The sequence below is a fragment of the Paenibacillus vortex V453 genome (assembly GCF_000193415.1).
Classification (GTDB): Bacteria; Bacillota; Bacilli; order Paenibacillales; family Paenibacillaceae; genus Paenibacillus_AQ; species Paenibacillus_AQ glucanolyticus.
The window spans coordinates 301,445-322,133 of the sequence record NZ_ADHJ01000014.1 but is presented as its reverse complement, the minus strand read 5'-3'; the positions used below and the strand labels follow the sequence as shown (position 1 = coordinate 322,133).

Genomic DNA, 20,689 nt, shown 5'->3' with positions numbered 1-20,689 from the left:
GATGATTGTGGACAACTCCTTGAAAAGTTGTTTCCCACTTTCTTACCTGACCGATCATCTGCAACTTGAGTAATTTAACTTAAATTTATAAGGCTTGGGGCTATCCCTCCGGAATGTTTCCATTCTTTCATAGGTACTGTGCCCCTACTCTCACAAGAGTAAATCATGTTGCCATGAACCATTCCCTTGATAGAGGTTTAACAACGGAGTTGTATAAATGTCTCTTGCTTTCCACGTTCCGATTATTCTAGCTATCCATGCGCGTTTTAGGTGGCGACTATAAGCCTGTAAACCTTATACCCTCTTTGTTAGGTATCCCGAATTTCATAACTTCAAATCTTACTTTTCGGTAGTTTACGCTGCTAGTGCAGCACAATTCTTTCGAATTGTTATACCTCTAGACCCGTACATTCATCGCTTGGTCAGTTACTTGTGTAACATTCTCACCATGACGCGCTTTTCAGCACCCCGACCTATTTCAGACCATATTTCTCAAAGAGAAACTTAGGCCCGATTCAGCCGACTTCACCTAGCTTCAAACAGAGACAAGCTATCTCTTGTTTCTGCTTGTAGGAGTATTAGGTAGGAAGTTTAAGCTCAACATGAAGGCTTTCATTCCTTCCTTCGAATAATCAGTTGTTATTCTTTTTATTTGATAAGAACCCACTCTTTTCATACCATTAGGCACTTATAGAGTAACGTGTCGCACTGAAATGGTAGCCTGTCTTCACTGCTGCATTCTTATATCCCTGCACTGGATGCTTACCCGGTGCGATGGGAAGTGTGTAGGGCAACACATTCCCGCGTACTCCGCCGTCAATGTCGCGCAGTCCTGTCCAGTAGGATACGCCGCTTGGTGCGGCATTCCCCTTTTGCTTGCGGAAGACAGTCTCCCAGTTATAGTCGGCAACATCTGTGATGTGAAAATCATATACGCGCCCGATCACATCAACCGGCTCCATATCGGTAGCCACATGGTGGGCCAGATCAAGGTTTGCACCGGGCTGTGTCGTAAAATCGGTCGGGGCGTTCTCCGCAATCGTACGGAAGTATACCTCATAATTCCCTTCATCCACCCAGACCGGCAGGAAAAATTCCGTATCCAACTGCGGTGTCGGGATTGTGATCCAGGTGCCCTTTGGATAAAAGATGCTCTTGTCACTGCTGTAAACATCGAACGGAAAATATACCTGCTTCGATCTTACATACTTGGCATAGTCACGGTCTCCGTATCCGTGAATGTTCCGGTGCTGGCCCGAAGTCGGAATGCGGACCGTAAATGGCCGATCCAGGATGAAGGCCGAGCGGTTCGGATTCGGCGTTGTCTTCTGGTTATGCGCCTGATCATCCGTCACGGAGGCGTAGTTGACGACAGGGGTATGCACGGTGACCGTATTGATGGCGTTGACAGGATATGTTTTATTGGAGCCGCCATTGATATTTCCAGGTATGAGTTCATAATCAATCGTGCCTGTACTCGTGGTATTTGCCTTGTTCAACAGCGTACTGCTGATGAGATAATTTTTGCCGTACAGGACATCCCTTTGGATCGTTGTTGCCGGAGGTATTATTCCTGGTGTCGGTGCGGTTCCCTGAGCCCAGCTGTCACTCATGACAGTAGACCCGTTAAACAGGACACGGTCGTTCTTGACCTGATTTTGGCCAACTGCCGATTCGGCTGCCGAAGTAAAATCCGGGGTTGGTACAGAAGGTCTGCTCGAGCCGCCGGAAACGGTCTCCGTACCCAAGTCAACTTCTTCACAGGAAGCAGGCTCCACATGATCGTCCACACTCGCGTTGTGTTCAGATGTAAGAACAGGGGGTGTGTAGCCGGCAGGAGTCAGATTAACCGTACCTCCAGGTAATGCGTAATTGCTGACGGATGATCTGGCTAGCCTGTAGACTTCCAGATTATCGATTTGCCAATATGAATACGGCCGGGTTATCGTGACTTGTTCTTCTACCGGGACTTCTTCTTCCATCGGTTCGTCCGGCGTACCGGGGTCATTCGGACCTGTGCTGGGCGTTCCCGGTATGGTCCAGGTTAGAATATAGGTCTTCTTCACGGGAACCGTATAGGTGATTTCCCCGGTCATGTTGGCCCATTGATTCTGGTATAAATAATTGAGTCCAAATACGTTCACGTACAAGGATTCAGAAGTAGGTATCCCGTCCAGCACATCAAACTTCTCGGAGTCCCGATCGTCAGCTTTCACTACCCCGGTTGCCACAGGGTCCATAACCGTATGTGATGATACGGTCCCTTTACTCGCCGTACCAATTTGAATCCCGCAAGTATTAGGTGGACCACCTGGATCTACCCCTCCGTTATTCCCGCAAGAGGAGCCTGTCCCAACCTGAATCGTGGCATCGTCCGATTCATCCAAAGCCTGAGCCGCATCCTTAAAGTGCGCTGTAATCGTAGCTTGTCCTGTTGCTGCCACGGCTGTAACTGCACCTGAAGCACTGACGGACATGACGCTGCTATCCGAACTTCGCCATGTCAGCTTGTCGTGCCTTTGCAGATTGTATGTACTGCCATCTATCTTCGTTAATTTCGCGGTAAGCTGGATCGTACCGGCTGGTGCTACACATGTCGGTCCAGTGATCTCTAAGCTTGATGTTCCATCAGCGAAGGTAGCTCGAAGGAGTTTGTCTTTGTACATATAAGTGTAGGAATCAAAGTCTACGAAAAATTTCGAGAAATACCAAACTTGTTTGGCTCCAGGATTAGCCCAATATCGATTATAGGTGTCGTTGTTGAAAGTCTGAGTGAATTTAATTGTTATAGAATTAAGTTCGTTGTCATTGACACTTATTACTTCTCCACCAACTGTACTTGGATCCGATGTTCCAAATGTACCATGTACATCCGGAATCCTAGTTGTATCATCAATTTGAATATTTTTAGCAGTAACCTCATCAGAAATCGCGCCACTTCGTATCCAAGTTCCAAACAATGTATGCCCTATCTCCGAAATAAGGAAAGCTTCTTGGCGATTAATAGGCGCCTTCATTTCTTTATCAGTACATCCGGGGTACTTCGGCAATTGATGCCCTTGAATATTTTCTCTTTCAACATTTCTACAATTTCTGTTATCCATAATTGTTCCAAAGGTACTCGATGCCTTCCACAATTGTCCGTACTCATTTCCAGCATCTGAGACCGACCATCTATCCCAATAATACACCCCGCCATAATTTGTGTTATTGGTAGATGATACTTTTATTTTTGTACCACTTATTGTGTCTTTACCGCTCCATGATGTTACCCCTGGACTAAATCCATTTATTGATCTTATTGGTGAGTTTGTTTTCTTATTTATCCATTCAATCTTTTTAATCACTTTCCCGGGTGGAGCATTCACAGTAATTCTTTTTGTTTCTAAATCCTTCTTAGAAGAAAATAAATAGCCGCTATATTCGTAGTCTCTTGAATCTATAACAAAATCGAAATCAACGTCTTGTGTAGTATCATTAGCTGCTTCAACTGATTGAACGAAGGGAAGTACGATTAATGTCAACAAAATAAAAATTAATGTTATTGAACCTATGATAGGAGTCCTTTGTCTGTTCATAATACTAATCCCTTACTTAATCAAGATAGATCTTGATAACTTATTAAGGTATACAGGAGCCCCAGCACTAATAGTTTCAACCATGACTTCAATTATACCTCCAGTACTAAATCCTTGTTTGGGAATAACCAAACCGTTAAATTGCTTTTTAGGATCGGTAGATTCAATGATGCGTGGCATATTTAACACTGTACCGTTTGCTTTCCCGTTAAAGCCTCGGATATTGAGTGCTAGTTCTTTCGCGGGATATAACTTTGGTTTTTCATTAACTACGTAGTGTGATTTCAAGAGAATTACATAAGCCTGTAAATCATTTGTAAAAACATTCCTATTAGAACCCTGTATCCACACTAGTTTCTCTTTACTAGGAAGAAGCTTGCGGTTCGGATCTTTAGGATCATTCCAGTCAATTGCAATAAGCTCATCTACTTGAGCAACAACGGAACCATCCGTTGCACCGAACTGCAACTTAGACATCTTCCATGAATCAATACCAACATTTTTATTGTTATTATCCGGCCCATTAAAAATCTCCGGTGCCACCGAGAAAATATTTGTCTTATGCCAATAAACTTCTGCTGCGGCTACGGCATATTTATCAACGGGAAGTTCCTTGCCGTTCTTGACTTGAAGCAATCTCTCAATGACCGCAATGGCCTGAGCTCTTGTTGTAGTCCCCTGTGGCGAGATTACCCCTGGAGCAGTGCCCGATATGATGCCATCTTTGGATGCAAGGTACATCCACTGCTTGTCTTCCACATCCTTGTATCCCAAAGCCTTTACCGCAAGCTTGGACATCTCTTCGCGCGTCATACGCTGCGTGAGCTGATTGTTGGCAAAATCCCCAGCCTTATATATACCTGCCGACTCGGCCGCTTTAACATACGGAGTATACCAAGAGCCTGAACTTGAGGAACCCAGCTCGATGTCCATGGCTGACACAGCCATTTTTATAAATTCTGCTCTGGAGACCTGATGATTCGGCAGAAACCTTCCGTCCGGATAACCATCAACATAACCGCGTTGGATCGCATCATTAATCGCTGCTTGAGCCCAGTGTCCTTGAATATCCCTGAAATTTTTATTAACAGTCTCTCGGGTTTCCGCTTTCTCTTCAACACTGGCATCTGCTTGCGCAGCCTCCACCGGGTTCAAGGCCAAACTTGCTAGTAAGACAGAAATTGCCGTTAATACACTAATCGAGATTTTCTTCATAACGATCCTCCTAAATACAAGTAGTAGAATAAAACCTATGAAATTGCTTCATATCTCCTTCCTACGCCCTTGCTTAGGGACATCAGCCGTCATCTCTCACAATTACACAATAATTACATTTTTGTATTGAGAAGAGAAATTGTAGTTAGTTTATCATAAATCCTGATGTATTGGTATAATATTCCTATCCTGATTCTGTTCTACTAGATACATTCGCATCTTCGCACGTGACGGCTGATTCGTGTCTCTGGTCATGCCTAGATATGATAAAACCTCGAACGACAGCCACATAAAAAATATGTGCTCTCGATCGAGGTTTAATGGTTACACCTAGCGGTGTCGTTACAGATTCGGGGAGGACTCATCCCGGTCCCCTGCCTGAAATTCGGCTTTTTCTGCAGTTTGCTTATATACAGCCGCCAACACTTTCTCATAAGCGCTTTCAAATTCCTCAGGCAGCATTGGCTTGATATCCTCCAATACGGACAGCAGTTTAAATAATGCTTGCACCTCGTCTTCCGTCAATCCAAGCGGGTACATGGCAAAGTGTCCAATAAATGTGTAGCCGCGTCCTCGGCCTTGATGAGTAATGGGAATATGCATGGCACTAAGGGCATCCATATCCCGATAAATGGTTCTCTCACTCGTTCCACAACGTTCGGCAAGCTCTCTAGCCAGGATCCCAGGTCTTGCTTGTACAAGGGTAATGATTCTCATTAGTCGGATCAGTCGGTCTGTCATATGGCATTCTCCCTATCTTTCTAGTAAATTAGACATATATTTCTTGACTGCTAAGTAGTACATTCGACCCTGAAATCATTTTTCCTTTTTTATATAAAGATTCTCAATTACCGGTTAATTTTTAAGTCTAAAGTCCCTTTTGCTGTTCGCATTTCCAGACTAGGATTGCCGATATGTATCCATATACAAACTACTTAGTTTATAAAGGGCCTCTGCCTCCTTCAAATAATCCGCATCCCGAAATCGGGTTGCATATACAAGCATCTCATCTGCCTGTCTACGAATCAGATCTTCCCCTTCAGCCAAATTGCCCTGTTCCAGCTCGCCTCTTGCTTGCTCCAGTATCGATGCATTCTGGTATAACTTCAGGACCTTCTCAACACGATAATCTGGATTTCGATATTTCAATGCCGTATGATTGCTGAATTGAAGCGGGATCGTGCGGGAAGGCTGCAATACGACCTTCTGCTTCAGAACATCTACATAAGTCCATAAAGCGGTAATAATGGGATACACACCGGATGACCGGGAGCCCACGCTTAGTTCTAGAAGCAATTGTTTGGATTTTCCTTCGAATAAAGAGCCTAAAGACAACGAAATATTACGATCATTTAATACCTCACCTTGACACCCATACATATGTACCAATTGGACGCGCTCACCCAACTGAAGATGCAGCTGGACTTCTTCAGCAATATGCTGATTAAAGCCTTTGGACTGCGTTTTTGGCCTTAGGACACCAGCCCTCCACTCGATCAGCAGAAAGACTTGACTAGTGCCGCCAGCTGATACATGGCTGTGGCTCCATGTAAAATCCGAATACAAGCCTGACTGCAACACATCCACCTCTTTCCTCTTCTTCTAATAATGTACCAATACAGATGGACATCTTACTGTCACGGAACATATGTTCTGATTGTGTTTACGACAAAAAAAGACCACAGCCCTATTCGCTGCGGTCTTTTGGATATTTTTTTATTTGTCACTTTTTTGACAAGGAAATCTTTTACTCTTCGTGAAATGGAGATTCTATCACCCTATTGCTGCTGCTCTGGAGAGGGAAACCGACTTGATGTCCCCCATATCGCCTCCCGCACGTTGAATCGGGGCATAGGTTACTTTATCGATTAACAAACCGTTGCCTACCGGCTTTCCGTTCACTGTAATCATAATTTTTTTCACGTTATTGTCATTCATCATGATCGTCTTCTCCTTTTTATCTGTTCATTCATTTATGAAAAATCTCGTATGGGATCACTTCATTGCGCTTGCCTGAATTCATTACCCTCCATAAGAACAAGTTAAACAGCTCAGCCGGCGGATAGATTCACATCTGCCACGAAAGTGGGTAATATATTAATAGAAACCTGTCGGAATCTGATTCGTATTTACTATAATTAATCGAATGGTGGTGATCCCTCATGCGCAAGCCGACAAAATCCAAGCTGATCCGACTTTCACTCTTGCTGCTGGTGGCAGGGATCTCGTTGCCAGCCGGAGGCAAAACAGTCAGCGCCAATTATTTCAACAATCTGTATGATAATATCCAGCAATTCTCCGGACTGCCTGAAGAAATCAATCAGCTCAAGAACAACTATAACCAGGCTTTGCAAGAACTTGATAAAGCAAGAATCGCGTCCGAGCAGCTGCAGCAGCAAAATGTAAATCTGGCAGAACAGAACTCCAATCTTTCGGAGCAGAATCAGCAATTGACCCAAATGGTAGGTCAGCTGCAAGAGGCGGAAGCCGCGCGCAAAAGGGGAGCCGAACGCTTGAAGACGGTAGCCATAACCGCCGTGGCCTTAGCTGCCGGATACTTTGTTATCATACGTGTCCTTCGATTCGGTATGCGCCGGACAAACCGCTTGAAATAGGACAAGCTCCATATCTCTTACACCATCCATATCCTATAGACCATACAGAACAAAGGAGGCGCGGCCTTGATTATCCGAATGGAAGATGCAGCGGGCAGCGGAGCCGGACAAGCGGTGACCTTCTCCCTGACTGACGGAGACACAGTCCATGTTCTGCATCCTGAGCAGATCGTTGCCTATCGTGGTCCCTCCTCCGGGCGCAGCGATCGTCTGATGAATGTGAAGGGTATCTATCGCAAGAAAAAATGGATTCGTGCCGACATTGCCGGTCCAAGCCAATTCACGGCAGCACTTCCCCCTGGCTTTAACATGCATGAGATTCAGCTGGAAGGTGAACAGGACATGCTCTATGATTTTCGGCATGTTTTCTTTTATACCAAACAGGTTACGATGCAGACACGGATACTAAAGATCAAGAACATGCTGGTAACGCGGGATGCCATTAAGATGAAGTTTTCCGGAAATGGCAGCATCGGCATCTTGACCCAGGGTCCTGTCTGCAAAGTCAAGCTGCATCCCACCGAGCCGTTGTACGTTGACGCCGGGAGCATCATCGCATATCCCGAAGCAGCTAAGCTGGACCTGACCGTTTACGGCAATCATCTGGCAAGCCAGCATATGAACTACCATTGGAAGCTGACCGGTGACGGGTATGTCTTGTTTCAGGCGGGACGCCAAAATCAGCGGCTCGTTAACGAACTTAACGACGAAGGAATAATTAAGCGGTTTTTACGGGAAGCAATTCCCTTCGGCGGAGTGTTTATCAAATAATCAGGCCGTGCTATAATGGAAGGCGTAGTTAGAGCCGCAGGATATTCAACCAGAAGCGGTCGCAAGAACAACAGAAGACAATCCATGCCCCGTTAACGGTGTATGGGAGAGGTTCGTGAACTCCCTCTATAAAAAACTATCGTGTCTTATTCGGTGTAAACCCTAAGAATAAGGCTTGTTTTTTTACGGATTCAGTTCAATGAACTTCTCTTTCTTCTACGGGATCAGCCTTCGGCTGCTCTTAATTTATGAAGGATGAGAGGTTTTTTTATGCTTAAAAATGAAAAAGCGGTTGTTGTTTTCAGCGGTGGCCAAGACAGCACCACCTGCCTGTTCTGGACGAAGGAACGCTTTGCCGAAGTCGAGACTGTAACCTTTGATTATGGCCAACGCCATAAACTCGAAATAGAATGTGCTGCACAGATTGCCAAGGAGCAAGGCGTGAAGCAGACGGTGCTCGATATGAGCCTGCTTAATCAGCTGGCACCCAACGCGCTGACACGGAGCGATATTGAAATCGCAGAAGGTGATGGCTTGCCGACCACTTTTGTGGATGGACGGAACCTGTTGTTCCTCAGCTTTGCCGCTGTGCTTGCCAAGGGCGCCGGAGCCAAACATCTGATCACAGGCGTGTGTGAGACGGATTTCAGCGGTTATCCCGATTGCCGGGACAGCTTTATTAAATCACTCAACGTTACACTGAACTTAGCCATGGACTACCCGTTTGTCATTCATACGCCGCTGATGTGGCTCGACAAATCGGAAACCTGGGAGCTTGCCGACCAGATGAACGCACTGGAATACGTTCGTGACCACACGTTAACCTGCTACAACGGCATCAAAGGAGACGGCTGCGGGGAATGCCCTGCATGCAAATTAAGAAAAGCCGGTCTCGACAACTATATGTTGCGCCGTAACCGTGTATCTGAAGGGGGGCGCCTGGTATGAGCCGCGAGCCCGGGACTTTCCGCATTGTAGAGCACCTGCAGAAGCTTGGAGAAGACATCGATGCCGGAAGCCTGCGTTACCACCGGAAGCGGGTGCTTGTCTCGAAAGAGTTTACATTTGATGCTGCCCATCATCTGCATTGTTATGAAGGAAAGTGCAAGAACCTGCACGGCCACACGTACAAAGTGGTCTTTGGTATCAGCGGTATTCCCAATGAAGTCGGTATTACCGTGGACTTTGGCGACATTAAAGATTGCTGGAAAACGGATATCGAACCTTATCTGGATCACCGTTACTTAAACGAGACCCTACCGCCAATGAACACAACAGCGGAAAACATGGTGGTCTGGCTGTTTGAAAAAATGGAGGACGCCCTCCGCAGCAAAGAGTCGCACGAGCAACAAGGGCACACGAACCGAATTCGTTCGCCTGTTCGAGACGCCGACCAGCTACGCCGAGGTCAGACGGGAGTGGATGATCCAGTGAATGATCAGCATGTTACAACCGCGAACGATACCGGGCCGACGGCCTCCTCCGCCGCCGCAAACGGTGGACCCGGCCGATTCCCGTCATGGAAATCTTCGGTCCCACCGTTCAAGGTGAAGGCATGGTCGTAGGCCGCAAGACGATGTTCGTACGTACGGCAGGCTGCGACTATCGCTGCTCCTGGTGCGATTCCGCCTTTACGTGGGACGGGTCCGCCAAGGATTCCATTTCGCACATGAGTGCGGACGACATCTGGCAGGAGCTCTACCGCTTGGGCGGAGAACGCTTTGATCACGTCACGCTCTCCGGCGGGAATCCCGCTCTTCTCTCCCAGCTTGGCTCCCTTGTGAATGAATTGCATCGGCATGGAATTACCGTTGCCGTGGAGACACAGGGTTCACGCTGGCAGGATTGGCTGAACGAGGTTGACGAAGTCACCATTTCGCCGAAGCCGCCAAGCTCCGGAATGGCTACGGACTGGGGCAAGCTGGATGATATCATCTCCCGCTTGTCCGGACGTCCGCCCGGCAGATCCTTCAGCCTGAAGGTTGTGGTGTTTGACGATCACGATCTGGCTTACGCGGAGACGGTGCACGAACGTTATCCGAATGTGCCATTCTACCTGCAGACCGGCAACCCCGATGTAGGCACTGGCGATACAACCACGCTTGTCTCTCATCTGCTGGATCGGTATGAGCAGCTTGTTGAGGCAGTCATGTTATCCGACCGCTTGAACGATGTGCGTGTATTGCCGCAATTGCACACGCTCGTATGGGGGAATAAGCGCGGAGTATAACCGTCTGTAAGTATCCGCTTGATTAAGATGAAGAATACAAATAGTGATAAGGAGTTTTCGTTCATGGCTGGAAGACAAAAAGAAGAGATGCAAGACGTTACCCTGCTCGGCAACCAAGGCACTAAATATACATTTGAATATGATCCCAGCATTCTGGAGAGCTTTGACAACAAACATGCCTACCGGGATTACTTCGTCAAATTCAACTGCCCCGAATTTACCAGCCTGTGCCCGATTACAGGCCAGCCGGACTTTGCGACCATCTACATCAGCTATATTCCGGATATCAAAATGGTCGAGAGCAAGTCTCTGAAGCTGTATCTGTTCAGCTTCCGCAACCATGGCGATTTCCATGAGGACTGCATGAACATCATCATGAATGACCTCATCAAACTGATGGATCCGCGATACATCGAAGTGTGGGGCAAATTTACCCCGCGCGGCGGCATTTCCATCGATCCGTATTGCAATTACGGTCGTCCGGGAACCAAATACGAAGACATCGCTGCAAACCGCCTGATGAACCACGACTTATATCCGGAGACAGTGGATAATCGTTAGAATGCTGCTTGTGAAAATTCAATATGTACCAAAAAAAGGGCTGCCCAAGCACGATAAGCGGGCAACCCTTTTTGTCACAAGAATAATCGAATATATACCTACAAGGAAGATTCCATATTCCGCAGGCGGCAGCTAAGACGGCGCTTCTTGTAGAGCATTTTTCCGGCTTCGGCCACATCGCTGATGGTCCCCTTATTGCTGATCGATCCAAATACGATTCCGGCAATCGGAATCAGCTGAAACAGCTTTTTCATTCCGAAGTTGTCGGTATAGGACAGGACCACTTCACGCCAGCCCTGCAGTTGGGAGAATACCTGCTCCGTCGCCTGCTCCTCATCAAAACGGGCAAGCTCTTCAAGCACGGCCTTCTTCCCCACGATGTCTGCGGATGAGAATTGCAAGCATTTTACGATGAACACCCGCTCCCGCGGATCGTTCGGATCATAACCGTAGCAGAGTGCCATCTCCTGCAGCACCTTGAGCGACTGACCCAGCACCATCGGCAGATCTGCAGCGATCGTAAACACGCCGCCGATTCCCGTTGCTGCCCCTTGCGCTGCGGCGAATTTGACACGCTTGACTGTTAGCGTATCCGCAGCGGTATCCATCACGTGGAGTGGCAATGCTGCGGCAGATGCCAGAGTCAGCTCCTCTGTCCCCGTCCTTTTCTCATCCCCGTCCTCAAACTCGCTAGCCGATTTCCTGTGATCGGATTTCACGGATGAGCTGGAAGCTGCCTCCGAAACATCCAATCCCGCGGTTTGAGCCAGTACGTTCAACACCGTCTTCTCGCGAACAAGATGCTTTCCACCGTTCTGAATAAATCCGCCAACCTCATTCAGGGCACTGCCGATTTTCTCTTGAACTGCCTTGGGGGTGAGGCGATCCAGCAGCATAAAGGGAATTCTTCCGAGCTTCTCCCAGAACATAACATCCTTCTGCTCTTTCTCCCATTTCAATATCTCTTGAAGCTGCGACTCCAGCTGTTGCCGTGATTCCATCTCCGTCATTCTCACTATCTCCTCTACCCACTATTAAAAATAACTATAGGGTGTATACGCAGCAAAACGCCAAAAAGACGCAACAAATTGAAAATTCTCTTATCAGTCTTTTCCTCCATTCGCAAAAAAAGAGGCCAACCCCTTATTCAGGTTAACCTCTCTCCTCTATTCTTCAGTCTATGCCATGTTACACCTGGATCATTTTATTTCCCTAAGTATGCGTTCAGCATCCAGGTATGCTTCTGAACATCGCTCACCATACCAGTCAACAGATCAGCAGTAGCATCGTCACCCTCTTGATTGGCTGCTTCGATTCCGGCTTTCAGTTCCACGGCAAGCTGCTCGAAATCTGCAACCAGCTGACCCACCATCTGCTCGGCACTCTTCTCATTCGAAGCTTCCTGAAGCGTGGCGAGTTTCAAGTACTGTGACATCGTTGCTGCCGGTTTGGCGCCAATGGCCAGCATCCGTTCTGCCAGCTCATCTACATAACCTGCCGCTGCGTTGTACAACTCCTCAAACTTCTCATGCAGCACATAGAATTGGGGGCCTTTGACAAACCAGTGATGATGGTGCAGCTTAACGCCAAGCAGGCTCCAGTTGGCTACCTGTGTATTCAAAATCTGCTGAAGTTCATCCGTTGTAGTTCCTTGCGTATTATGGGTTAAGTTACTCATCTATATCGTCTCCTTTTATTGTATTTAGACTTATTCTAAATCCTTGTATTAATCATACCAGATTACTCTCTCATTTGCAAAGGATATCGAAACTTATCAGATGAAGATAGGATGAAGAAATCCCCAGCTATTTATACTCTATCCTAATTTATTTTTCCATCCGCCTGCAGTGACAGGCATCATATGGCCTAAGCTCACAACGCTTACGATAATCCCAGTATGGCCTTCATTTCCTTTCGCTTTTGTTTTGAATTCATCACATATAAAGTGTCCCCGGCCTCAATTACAGTATTGCCTTTGGGCGTAATAATACGCTTCTGCCGAATAATGGCCGTAAACAGGATGTCATCTGGCAGACCCAGCTCCTGAATCTCCTTACCGATAATGGGCATCTCCCCGTCCACAACGATGTGGTTAATCTCGGAATCTGCTTTGCCCAGCGCCATTAACTCCAATAAAGACGGAGCTTTGGCCTTGTCTCTCTCCACCAATGAAAGCTTCTGGGTTAGAGGGGAAATTGTCGTGCCCTGAATTACCGCGGAGGTCAGCACAACAAAGAAAACCACATTAAAAAACAGCTCCCCCTGCTGGACTCCCGCCAGAACAGGATATGTAGCCAGCACGATCGGCACAGCTCCGCGGAGTCCGGCCCATGATATCAATATCTTCTCACGCACGGCAAACTTGGTGAACAGCAAGCTGGCGAACACGCCAATCGGCCGGGCAATGAATATTAGAATCAGAGACAACAGCAGCCCTTCCCATACAATCCCCGACAGCTCATTCGGGAACACAAGAAGTCCCAGTAGCACAAACATCACGATCTGCATCATCCAGGCAAATCCCTGATTAAATGCTTGAATCGTCTTGCGGTAAGTCAACTCGGCATTGCCAAGCAGCAGCGCCATGACGTATACAGCCAGCAATCCGCTGGCTCCGAGCCAGGCGGCGGATGCATAAGTCATCACGGCAAACCCCAATGCCGTAACGGGGTACAAGCCGGAGGAATCAAAATTGATGCGGTTAATTACATATACAGCCAGCATTCCCAAGAGCACACCCACGACCAAACCGAGCCCCATCTCCATGACAAAAGAAAAAATCAGACCGAGCAAATTCATCTCCGGACGTTCTATCCATTCGATTAACGACACGGTTAAAAAAACCGCCATCGGATCATTGCTTCCGGATTCCGCTTCCAGTGTCATCCGAATCCGCCTCTTCAGATTCGTTCCGCCTAGAACCGAGAATACGGCAGCTGCATCCGTCGAGCCTACAATCGCTCCGATTAATAGTCCCTCTTTTAAGGATATATCCAGAATAAAGGCTGCGCATACTCCAACGACAACGGTGGTTAGTAAAACACCAATCGTTGCAAGGGAAACAGCGGGTCCAAGCACCGGTTTGATCTCTTTGAAATCGGTCTGCATCCCTCCTTGAAACAAAATAACGATCAGAGCAAATATTCCGACCAGCTGCGTAAGCTCCGCATTATCGTAATAGATGAATCGGCTGAGAATCATGCCAATTGCGATAAACAGCACCAGAGCAGGCATACCGAAACGGGAAGAGAACTTTGTGGTCAGGACGCTTGTCAGAAGCAAAGCGCCGCATAGCAGAATCATGGAATCAACAAAACTTGGCAAGCTCATCCCTCCGGTGTCAGCAGATCAAGTTAAACTATATTACCCTAATAACATGTTCTTTCCGCATCAAGGCAGTTGGAATGTGCCTTGGAAACCCATTTCTGACGGGAAGCAAACGTTTACTGGAAATTTCGCACCCAATGACTTTATACTGGTAATTAGCGACATGCATAGGGAGGTCTCAATCGAGTGAACATTTCTATTATGAAAGGCGATCAGTTACATCATGCAGTTGAACTGTCCGACCGTATTTTTCTTAAGCAGCCCGAACAGCCTTCTATGGGAGTATCTTTCCCTCCGATATTCTCGCCGGGCATCAGCCATTCTTACGGAGCCTGGGATCAAGACAAACTGGTTTCCTTTATGGGATTTGTACCTTTTTCCATACAAATTCGTGGTGCGAAGCTAAACATTTATTCCATCGGCTCCGTTTAGTACAGATCCCAACTATCGGGGTCAGCGACTTGCCGGCACACTTCTGGAACAATGCATCCACCATGCCGAAGCTTCAGCAGCATCCTTAATTCTGATCTCTGGCGGCCGATCCCTATATACCCGGGCAGGCAGCCGTTTGTTCGGCCGGGCATACCGGTTCCGTCTATCCCCGGCCGTCATAGAGCCATTACGCACGGCAACCGGTAAACAGGTGAACATCCGGGCTATGCAGCCACAGGATCTGTTCGATGTGCACCGACTAATGGAGCAGCGAGATGCTGGATATGTTACCACTGCCTCAGAGCTTAACAAACTGCTTGATGCAAGTGCATACTCCAACGTGATCCGCCTGGAACAGCAGGTGCTTGTGGCTGAAGAAGACGGCGTATTGACTGCATTTGCGATTATTGCCGTACCAGGAACCGTCATGACTCCTTCCAGAGAATCCACCCTTGTGGAATGGGGCGGAAGCCCTGAAGCAGCTGCACTGTTGATAGCAGGCGCTATCCAGTCCTTCAATCTCACAGAGCTGACCGTTCCTCTGCCATGGCAGGATAACGAGCTCGCTGCACTCATCCAATCTGCTGGTGTCACACCTGAAAATATACGAAATGACGGAACCGTGTATCTGGTCAGCGGCCCCCGATTGCTTCGCCAATTGGCGCCTCTGCTGCCCGATGGTTTAATTCAAGCAGAGGGCGAACATGGTCCGTACCGCCTGACGCTGAACAATGAAGCATTGGTGCTCGATGATGAGGGACTGCTCTCGCTCTTGTTTGATCCGGAGTCATCATATCGGACGAACGGCAGCGTAACCTTTGACCCTATACCTCTTCCGTATACAGCAGGTCTTCAATATATTTAGCGTTTTATATGAAGGTGCATATGTTCCTTCCTCTTATGGGGGGAAGAGCATATGTGCCTTTTTTTTCAATTAAGAGTCTTAGGTGCGCTACACACCTGTTATTAACAGGCCTCCACGTATAATGATTCACATGTGTACACCCCACCTGACGAATGGCCGTCCGCCTATTTTTGACTAGATAAGTGCCCTTCTTCTCCGCTTCTACATAGGATGAGGTAACCTACCTGATAGAAAGAGGTGCATGGCTTGAGTCACCATCATAAAAGAGGACTTCAAACCCAAACAAGCCTTGGTATCCCGGGTCTGATCCCCGGATATCCGTACTATCCTTATCCATACTATCCACCGTATTATCCAATCTATCCTTATCCACCATTCCCTCCAGGTTATCCGGGCGGCGGACCTGGATATCCTGGGCCGGGGCCGTGGCATCCGGGCGGACCTGGGCATGGACCTGGGCCGGGGCCTTGGCATCCGGGCGGACCTGGACATGGACCTGGACCCGGCCCGTGGCATCCGGGCGGACCTGGACATGGACCTGGTCCCGGTGGACCCGGACATGGACCTGGTCCCGGCGGACCGGGACATGGGCCGAGGGAAACGCGAGCACAACGCAGCAAGCGATAATCAATAACACGGAAGAAATATAACATGAATGCAGATTATCGCGCACAAGCAAACCGCCCGGGGAACCGGGCGGTTTTTGTTATCCTGTATCACATATACATAGAGATAGTACTTATCGTCTCTTTCTTGTTTCTTCCCGATCCGGACTTACAATATCAGGACTCACCGCACCGCCGTTGCCATCACCATAGCCTTGATACAGGTTAGGATCCGGAACGGCATCCTCGGTAGCAGCCGCTGCTTCGGAACGGGAATCCACCGGAGCGCCTGTTCCGCTGTATGTGCCTTCTTCACGGTAATGATGCTCATTCAGCGCGCTGTGACTCCGAAATATATCATATACCCGGCCGCCATTGGATTCATCCGCATCCACCATCACCAGAATATGGCCTTCGTTCACGTATCCTCCATACTCCTCTGCTTGCTCTTCCGGAATACCCAGACCAATCAAGCCGCCAACCAATCCACCCGCGCCGGCTCCTACGGCAGCTCCTGTAAGGGTTGCTGCGATAGGACCCGCGGCGATAATTGGCCCAATGCCCGGAATGGCCAATGCACCTAATCCAGCAAGCAATCCGGTTACACCGCCCAGCACACCACCCGTTGCTGCTCCGGAAGCCAGCCCTTCAGGTGCCTTGGTGCCTGTCTCCTCCTGAATATGGGAAGATTCACCTCGATCTTTAGCAATGACAGAGATTTCATCGGCTCCGAATCCTTGCCGCTTTAGCTCCTCAATAGCCCGGGTTGCTTCTTGTTCCGTCCTAAAGGCTCCAACAATTTTCTGAGTCATATGAATTACCTCCTGGTTTGTCATTTTCGGTTATCGCTGTACATTCCTAACTTAAACGCCAGCCGCCATAATCAAACATTGTAACCAAAATACATATTTGACCAAAACCCTATACTGGCGGGAAAGTTCCACATTTGTCCAAATTCCAGACTGGTAATATTTAACTAATGTTTCATTCATGCTAATATAGCAAGTAAGCACTTTGTACTTTAAAAATTGAATAGGTTGGTGATCCCATGAATTGGTTCAAACCATTCGAGGACGATCTTGCTGCAGCATTCTCAGCGTGCGAAGCAAGGCTAGGGGAGTTACCTGCTCCCCTGAACGAGATCGGACTATCGTATTTGAAGAAATTTGATGTATTCGAGCAGGATAGTTCCAAAAATTACATTTGTTATCTTCTTCCCTTCTGGATGAAAGAACTGACCGCACTCCCCGGCGATGTATATCGTCGTCTCTCAACCGCTAACATCATCGGCATGTTATACTACTTCATTCAAGATGACATAATGGATTCACCCCATGACAGTCAGTCTCCGATAGATCCAAAACACCATCTCGCCCTTGCCAACCTGTTGTATTATGAATTTCTAACATCCTATCAGCCATACTTCCCACCTGAATCCAGCTTTTGGTCCTATCTCAAAACATACACGCGAGAATGGTCGGAAGGTGTCATGCATGAGACTGGAGATGATTACTTTAAGGACAATCCGATCCTGGTTGCCAAAAAAGCGGCACCGGTCAAACTCGGCAGTACCGCCGCATTGCTGCTCTCTGATCAGGCCGATCTGATCCCCCGTACAAATGACGCCATGAATCATGTCTTGCTGACCTTGCAAATGATGGACGACTGGACCGATTGGAAGCAGGATCTTGCCGATGGCAGCTACAATTGCCTGTTGTCGCTCATTAAATCTGAACAAGGGATGCCAAGTGATGCGCCTCTGACGCTATCGGAAGTACAAGAAGCACTCTATATCCACAATATACTGAAGCCCTATGCAGAGATTGCTGCAGCAACTCACGCTCATCTCTTAACGATAGAGATCGACGCCCCTCATCTCATGTCGTTCCACCAAACGATTGTAGATGAACTTCATGTCGAGGCGGAAAATATCGAAAACAGTAAAAAAACACTTTCGTTTGGCGGGTTAAACTATTATTTGTCTATACTGAACAAAAAATAATAGATTTTATATTTATTCCATGGTATTCTTTAAGAGTAAAAAATAACCAATTTATTTGAAAGGGTGATTCTAATGACGACAGAAGCCATCTTTCAAACACAATTGATTCAAAAAGCTTGGGAGGATCCTAGCTTTAAGGCAAAATTGCTCAGCGATCCTAAATCCGCCATCAAGGAAGTCCTTGGCGTACGGATTCCAGACCACATCGAGATTCGAACTCTTGAAGAAAATCCCGGCGAGCTGTATCTGGTCATTCCTCCGAATCCAACGGGCGTGATCAAATCTGAAGCCAAAGAAAGAGCCATCTGGTAAAGACTACATAACAGCAGGGGAATTTCATAAATAGATTCACAAGAAAAACATCAATCAACGTGCTTCCTTAGAAGGACAAACCACGTTGAGAAGATGTTTTTCTTGCGATTATCGGTAAAAAGAGTGGGAACGACAGCCGTCCATCGCTACCGCAGCTCTGGCGAATCATTCGCAAGCTGCGGGAAGCGTAATGATGGCATCCGTCCCCACTCCTTTTCTGCTTGTAAAAAAGATATCTCCGTCCATCGCCTCGATAATTCGGAAGGTTACCATCAAACCAAGACCGGTTCCTTTGGTTTTGTTGGAGAAATAAGGTTCTCCAAGCCGAGCTATTACATCCGCCCCCATCCCCTCTCCATTATCAACAACATGGATAAACACTTGATTCTGCTGCCGGTAACAACGGATATGAACCACCCCTTCTTCTCCCAGTGCCTCAATGCTGTTCTTGATAATATTAATGAAAGCCTGCTTGAATTTGGAGGAGTTTCCCCGAATGGTAATATCCTCTGGAATATCCACAGTGATCCTGCCTCCCTGCAGATGGGCGAGAGGGGCAAGTATGCCTTCGATATGCTTGAATTCTTCGGAAATCTGAAGCAGCGTGTCTTTGCCGAATTCCGGTTTGGCAAAGGTTAAGAAATCCGTAATAATACCGGAAGCACGGTCCAGCTCCACCAGAGCCAAATCCAAATATTCGCGTTCGGCAGCCTCCGCCTTTCCAGTAAGCAGCTGCAGGAACCCCCGCGTAACCTGAAGCGGATTGCGAACCTCGTGTGCGACCGATGCTGCCAGCTCACTGATGATCTCCATCTTCTCCGAACGCTGCAGCTCATTGTTGAACATCTCAAGCTCTTTGGAGTATTGAAGAATCTGCTCATGATTTTTGGCAAAATGTCGCCCAAGGATAACAATCAATGCAATAATGAAGCTGACAATCCCCCACTTCCAGAGGAACAGATTGTAGCTGCCCCGGGTCATGAAAAATTGCAGCAGCTCTCCCAAACCTATAACGGCAAACACGGCAAAACCTGCATTGAAAATGACGGCATCCCTATTGCCCCTGAAGGCATAAAACATCGAGCTTCCAATCAGCAATATGAACTGAATGATCATCACAAACCCCATGACTTGCACGGAAAAGAAATAATACAAATCAAACCATTGATTGGAAGCCAATTGATTGACCACCAGAAACAGCCCGCAAAACAGCGAATAAACCACCTGAAATTTACGGAGTTTATGCAGCATATTTTTCCAACCGAGCCCGAATATTTTTTCAAAAAAGAGACTGAACGAAGGGAGTAGAATAAACAAAGAAATGTCGTATAAGTGAGTGTAGATATGTCCATATTCATCAAAAATCGTATAAAGAAACGGGGAGTATGTAAAAACAAGTATGCCTACAGATAAAACAATAAAGGACAGCGATAATACGGCAATCAAATATTTTCTGTTAAGGAAAATAGCGCAGATCAGCATAACAAAAGCAATAAAAACAAAGGCGCTTCCTAGAATGATATCCACCAAATTCGACTTAACAAACTGATTTAGCAGATCATGATATTCGCCGACAAGGATCTTGCCTTCAATCGTCACATGATCCCTCGCGGTTTCCAGCCAAATGTGAAGGTCCTTGCCAAGCAGCTCCTTATCCAAAGGAAGCAGGATGTGGTTCAACTCATAATTGTACGCTCTTGTAGATTCGTAAACCTTCACATGATCGGCATAAACTGCAACCTGCTGTCCATGCAGCTTTTCGATCAAAATCCCCGGAGACGCAGCTGTAATTTCAGGAATTTTCATATGAATCCATGCGGATGTCTTGGCATGCGGCTTCGATGGCTCTGAAGCACCAGCTGAAGTCTCCGTCCAGTCTTCCCTATGTGCGGGTACACTCTCCGGTATTCCTCCGGACTCGGACCAGAGGATTCTCCACTCTTTAATCGCTGCCCGTGCTGCCGTTTCTTCGGTGGCAAAGACAAGCCTGGGGTAGCCCTGGCTTAAAGCAATAACGATGATCAGGAACACAGCGATTCTCCATCCAGACCTCATTGACGCACCTCAAACATTATAATGAGTGAATACCTTTACTGAGTTATTCGATGCAGCAAAACCTTCCACCTTCTAAATTTCGGAAAAATGATAAAATTTCCTATTCATTATGTAAAAAAGC

General features: G+C 47.3%; 21 protein-coding genes, 1 pseudogene and 1 riboswitch. Of the genes and pseudogenes, 11 read left to right on the top strand and 11 right to left on the bottom strand.

From position 1 onward, the window contains the following. Positions 1 to 680 precede the first annotated feature (680 nt). From PVOR_RS08310 to PVOR_RS30985, 5 genes are all read right to left on the bottom strand, one after another. Positions 681 to 2,666 carry a DUF5704 domain-containing protein gene (locus PVOR_RS08310; RefSeq protein WP_234972809.1) on the bottom strand — a complete coding sequence of 662 codons (1,986 nt, stop codon included), beginning with the start codon at positions 2,664 to 2,666 and terminating at the stop codon, positions 681 to 683. A 924-nt stretch (positions 2,667 to 3,590) separates the two neighbouring features. Further along, positions 3,591 to 4,793: an S-layer homology domain-containing protein gene (locus PVOR_RS08305; RefSeq protein ID WP_006208705.1), complete on the bottom strand. Its 1,203-nt coding sequence runs from the start codon at positions 4,791 to 4,793 to the stop codon at positions 3,591 to 3,593. Between the two features lie 342 nt (positions 4,794 to 5,135). Continuing rightward, on the bottom strand, positions 5,136 to 5,534 hold the full coding sequence (locus PVOR_RS08300; RefSeq protein ID WP_006208704.1) for a helix-turn-helix transcriptional regulator: 399 nt from the start codon (positions 5,532 to 5,534) through the stop codon (positions 5,136 to 5,138). 159 nt (positions 5,535 to 5,693) lie between these two features. After that, a complete protein-coding gene (locus PVOR_RS08295) occupies positions 5,694 to 6,380 on the bottom strand; it encodes a hypothetical protein (RefSeq protein ID WP_006208703.1) in 687 nt (228 codons plus the stop codon). Positions 6,381 to 6,566: 186 nt separating this feature from the next. After that, positions 6,567 to 6,734, bottom strand: coding sequence for a hypothetical protein (locus PVOR_RS30985; protein WP_006208702.1), 168 nt, complete (start codon positions 6,732 to 6,734; stop codon positions 6,567 to 6,569). A gap of 221 nt (positions 6,735 to 6,955) precedes the next feature. Here PVOR_RS30985 and PVOR_RS08290 point away from each other — a divergent pair, with 221 nt between their 5' ends. The 7 genes and pseudogenes from PVOR_RS08290 (at position 6,956) to queF (ending at position 10,970) form a co-directional block, all read left to right on the top strand. Then, entirely contained in the window at positions 6,956 to 7,408 is a 453-nt protein-coding gene (locus PVOR_RS08290) for a hypothetical protein (protein WP_006208701.1), read from the top strand. 66 nt (positions 7,409 to 7,474) lie between these two features. Continuing rightward, positions 7,475 to 8,179 (top strand): AIM24 family protein, encoded by a 705-nt coding sequence (locus PVOR_RS08285; protein ID WP_006208700.1) that lies wholly within the window; start codon positions 7,475 to 7,477, stop codon positions 8,177 to 8,179. Between the two features lie 102 nt (positions 8,180 to 8,281). Next, positions 8,282 to 8,319: riboswitch (PreQ1 riboswitch) on the top strand. Between the two features lie 130 nt (positions 8,320 to 8,449). Then, positions 8,450 to 9,127 carry a 7-cyano-7-deazaguanine synthase QueC gene (gene queC, locus PVOR_RS08280; RefSeq protein ID WP_006208699.1) on the top strand — a complete coding sequence of 226 codons (678 nt, stop codon included), beginning with the start codon at positions 8,450 to 8,452 and terminating at the stop codon, positions 9,125 to 9,127. Next, a pseudogene (gene queD, locus PVOR_RS08275) lies at positions 9,124 to 9,613 on the top strand (6-carboxytetrahydropterin synthase QueD). The gene queC and the pseudogene queD overlap by 4 nt, the downstream one beginning before the upstream one ends. Beyond that, complete coding sequence (locus tag PVOR_RS32475) at positions 9,610 to 9,744, top strand: hypothetical protein (RefSeq protein ID WP_268741781.1); 135 nt, start codon at positions 9,610 to 9,612, stop codon at positions 9,742 to 9,744. Before queD ends, PVOR_RS32475 begins: the two are co-directional and overlap by 4 nt. Further along, positions 9,699 to 10,409 carry a 7-carboxy-7-deazaguanine synthase QueE gene (gene queE, locus PVOR_RS08270; RefSeq protein ID WP_052649264.1) on the top strand — a complete coding sequence of 237 codons (711 nt, stop codon included), beginning with the start codon at positions 9,699 to 9,701 and terminating at the stop codon, positions 10,407 to 10,409. Before PVOR_RS32475 ends, queE begins: the two co-directional genes overlap by 46 nt. Before the next feature lie 63 nt (positions 10,410 to 10,472). Then, positions 10,473 to 10,970 carry a preQ(1) synthase gene (gene queF, locus PVOR_RS08265; RefSeq protein ID WP_006208696.1) on the top strand — a complete coding sequence of 166 codons (498 nt, stop codon included), beginning with the start codon at positions 10,473 to 10,475 and terminating at the stop codon, positions 10,968 to 10,970. Positions 10,971 to 11,068: 98 nt separating this feature from the next. Here the strand turns inward: queF and PVOR_RS08260 are convergent, their stop codons facing one another. The 3 genes from PVOR_RS08260 to PVOR_RS08250 all read right to left on the bottom strand — a co-directional run bounded on the left by PVOR_RS08260 (position 11,069) and on the right by PVOR_RS08250 (position 14,300). Beyond that, complete coding sequence (locus PVOR_RS08260; protein WP_006208695.1) at positions 11,069 to 11,980, bottom strand: EcsC family protein; 912 nt, start codon at positions 11,978 to 11,980, stop codon at positions 11,069 to 11,071. Between the two features lie 194 nt (positions 11,981 to 12,174). Beyond that, positions 12,175 to 12,648, bottom strand: coding sequence for a Dps family protein (locus PVOR_RS08255; protein WP_006208694.1), 474 nt, complete (start codon positions 12,646 to 12,648; stop codon positions 12,175 to 12,177). Positions 12,649 to 12,851: 203 nt separating this feature from the next. Further along, positions 12,852 to 14,300, bottom strand: coding sequence for a potassium/proton antiporter (locus tag PVOR_RS08250; protein ID WP_040680340.1), 1,449 nt, complete (start codon positions 14,298 to 14,300; stop codon positions 12,852 to 12,854). A gap of 183 nt (positions 14,301 to 14,483) precedes the next feature. On the opposite strand from PVOR_RS08250, the gene PVOR_RS31530 reads away from it, so the two are divergent. Further along, positions 14,484 to 14,729, top strand: a complete 246-nt coding sequence (locus PVOR_RS31530; RefSeq protein ID WP_234972808.1) for a GNAT family N-acetyltransferase — start codon at positions 14,484 to 14,486, stop codon at positions 14,727 to 14,729. A 136-nt stretch (positions 14,730 to 14,865) separates the two neighbouring features. Then, positions 14,866 to 15,594: a hypothetical protein gene (locus tag PVOR_RS08245; RefSeq protein WP_234972807.1), complete on the top strand. Its 729-nt coding sequence runs from the start codon at positions 14,866 to 14,868 to the stop codon at positions 15,592 to 15,594. Positions 15,595 to 15,814: 220 nt separating this feature from the next. On the opposite strand, the gene PVOR_RS30580 is transcribed toward PVOR_RS08245, so the two are convergent. Both PVOR_RS30580 and PVOR_RS08235 read right to left on the bottom strand, forming a co-directional pair. Further along, a complete protein-coding gene (locus PVOR_RS30580; RefSeq protein WP_160163979.1) occupies positions 15,815 to 16,231 on the bottom strand; it encodes a hypothetical protein in 417 nt (138 codons plus the stop codon). A gap of 102 nt (positions 16,232 to 16,333) precedes the next feature. Continuing rightward, a complete protein-coding gene (locus PVOR_RS08235) occupies positions 16,334 to 17,011 on the bottom strand; it encodes a general stress protein (RefSeq protein ID WP_006208690.1) in 678 nt (225 codons plus the stop codon). Between the two features lie 236 nt (positions 17,012 to 17,247). Between PVOR_RS08235 and PVOR_RS08230 the strand changes: the two genes are divergently transcribed. Further along, on the top strand, positions 17,248 to 18,201 hold the full coding sequence (locus PVOR_RS08230) for a class 1 isoprenoid biosynthesis enzyme (protein ID WP_006208689.1): 954 nt from the start codon (positions 17,248 to 17,250) through the stop codon (positions 18,199 to 18,201). A 72-nt stretch (positions 18,202 to 18,273) separates the two neighbouring features. After that, complete coding sequence (locus PVOR_RS08225; protein ID WP_006208688.1) at positions 18,274 to 18,513, top strand: NHLP leader peptide family RiPP precursor; 240 nt, start codon at positions 18,274 to 18,276, stop codon at positions 18,511 to 18,513. 165 nt (positions 18,514 to 18,678) lie between these two features. Here the strand turns inward: PVOR_RS08225 and PVOR_RS08220 are convergent, their stop codons facing one another. Then, positions 18,679 to 20,568: a sensor histidine kinase gene (locus tag PVOR_RS08220; protein ID WP_152827557.1), complete on the bottom strand. Its 1,890-nt coding sequence runs from the start codon at positions 20,566 to 20,568 to the stop codon at positions 18,679 to 18,681. Between the last annotated feature and the right edge of the window lie 121 nt (positions 20,569 to 20,689).

Coding starts and splice junctions, on each gene's coding strand:
- queF (WP_006208696.1), top strand. CDS start 10,473: ATGGCTGGAAGACAAAAAGAAGAGATGCAAGACGTTACCCTGCTCGGC.
- queE (WP_052649264.1), top strand. CDS start 9,699: ATGGAAATCTTCGGTCCCACCGTTCAAGGTGAAGGCATGGTCGTAGGC.
- PVOR_RS08235 (WP_006208690.1), bottom strand. CDS start 17,011: ATGACTCAGAAAATTGTTGGAGCCTTTAGGACGGAACAAGAAGCAACC.
- PVOR_RS08300 (WP_006208704.1), bottom strand. CDS start 5,534: ATGACAGACCGACTGATCCGACTAATGAGAATCATTACCCTTGTACAA.
- PVOR_RS08225 (WP_006208688.1), top strand. CDS start 18,274: ATGACGACAGAAGCCATCTTTCAAACACAATTGATTCAAAAAGCTTGG.
- PVOR_RS08255 (WP_006208694.1), bottom strand. CDS start 12,648: ATGAGTAACTTAACCCATAATACGCAAGGAACTACAACGGATGAACTT.
- PVOR_RS08290 (WP_006208701.1), top strand. CDS start 6,956: ATGCGCAAGCCGACAAAATCCAAGCTGATCCGACTTTCACTCTTGCTG.
- PVOR_RS08230 (WP_006208689.1), top strand. CDS start 17,248: ATGAATTGGTTCAAACCATTCGAGGACGATCTTGCTGCAGCATTCTCA.
- PVOR_RS08305 (WP_006208705.1), bottom strand. CDS start 4,793: ATGAAGAAAATCTCGATTAGTGTATTAACGGCAATTTCTGTCTTACTA.
- PVOR_RS08260 (WP_006208695.1), bottom strand. CDS start 11,980: ATGACGGAGATGGAATCACGGCAACAGCTGGAGTCGCAGCTTCAAGAG.
- queC (WP_006208699.1), top strand. CDS start 8,450: ATGCTTAAAAATGAAAAAGCGGTTGTTGTTTTCAGCGGTGGCCAAGAC.
- PVOR_RS08220 (WP_152827557.1), bottom strand. CDS start 20,568: ATGAGGTCTGGATGGAGAATCGCTGTGTTCCTGATCATCGTTATTGCT.
- PVOR_RS30985 (WP_006208702.1), bottom strand. CDS start 6,734: ATGATGAATGACAATAACGTGAAAAAAATTATGATTACAGTGAACGGA.
- PVOR_RS08250 (WP_040680340.1), bottom strand. CDS start 14,300: ATGAGCTTGCCAAGTTTTGTTGATTCCATGATTCTGCTATGCGGCGCT.
- PVOR_RS08310 (WP_234972809.1), bottom strand. CDS start 2,666: ATGTACAAAGACAAACTCCTTCGAGCTACCTTCGCTGATGGAACATCA.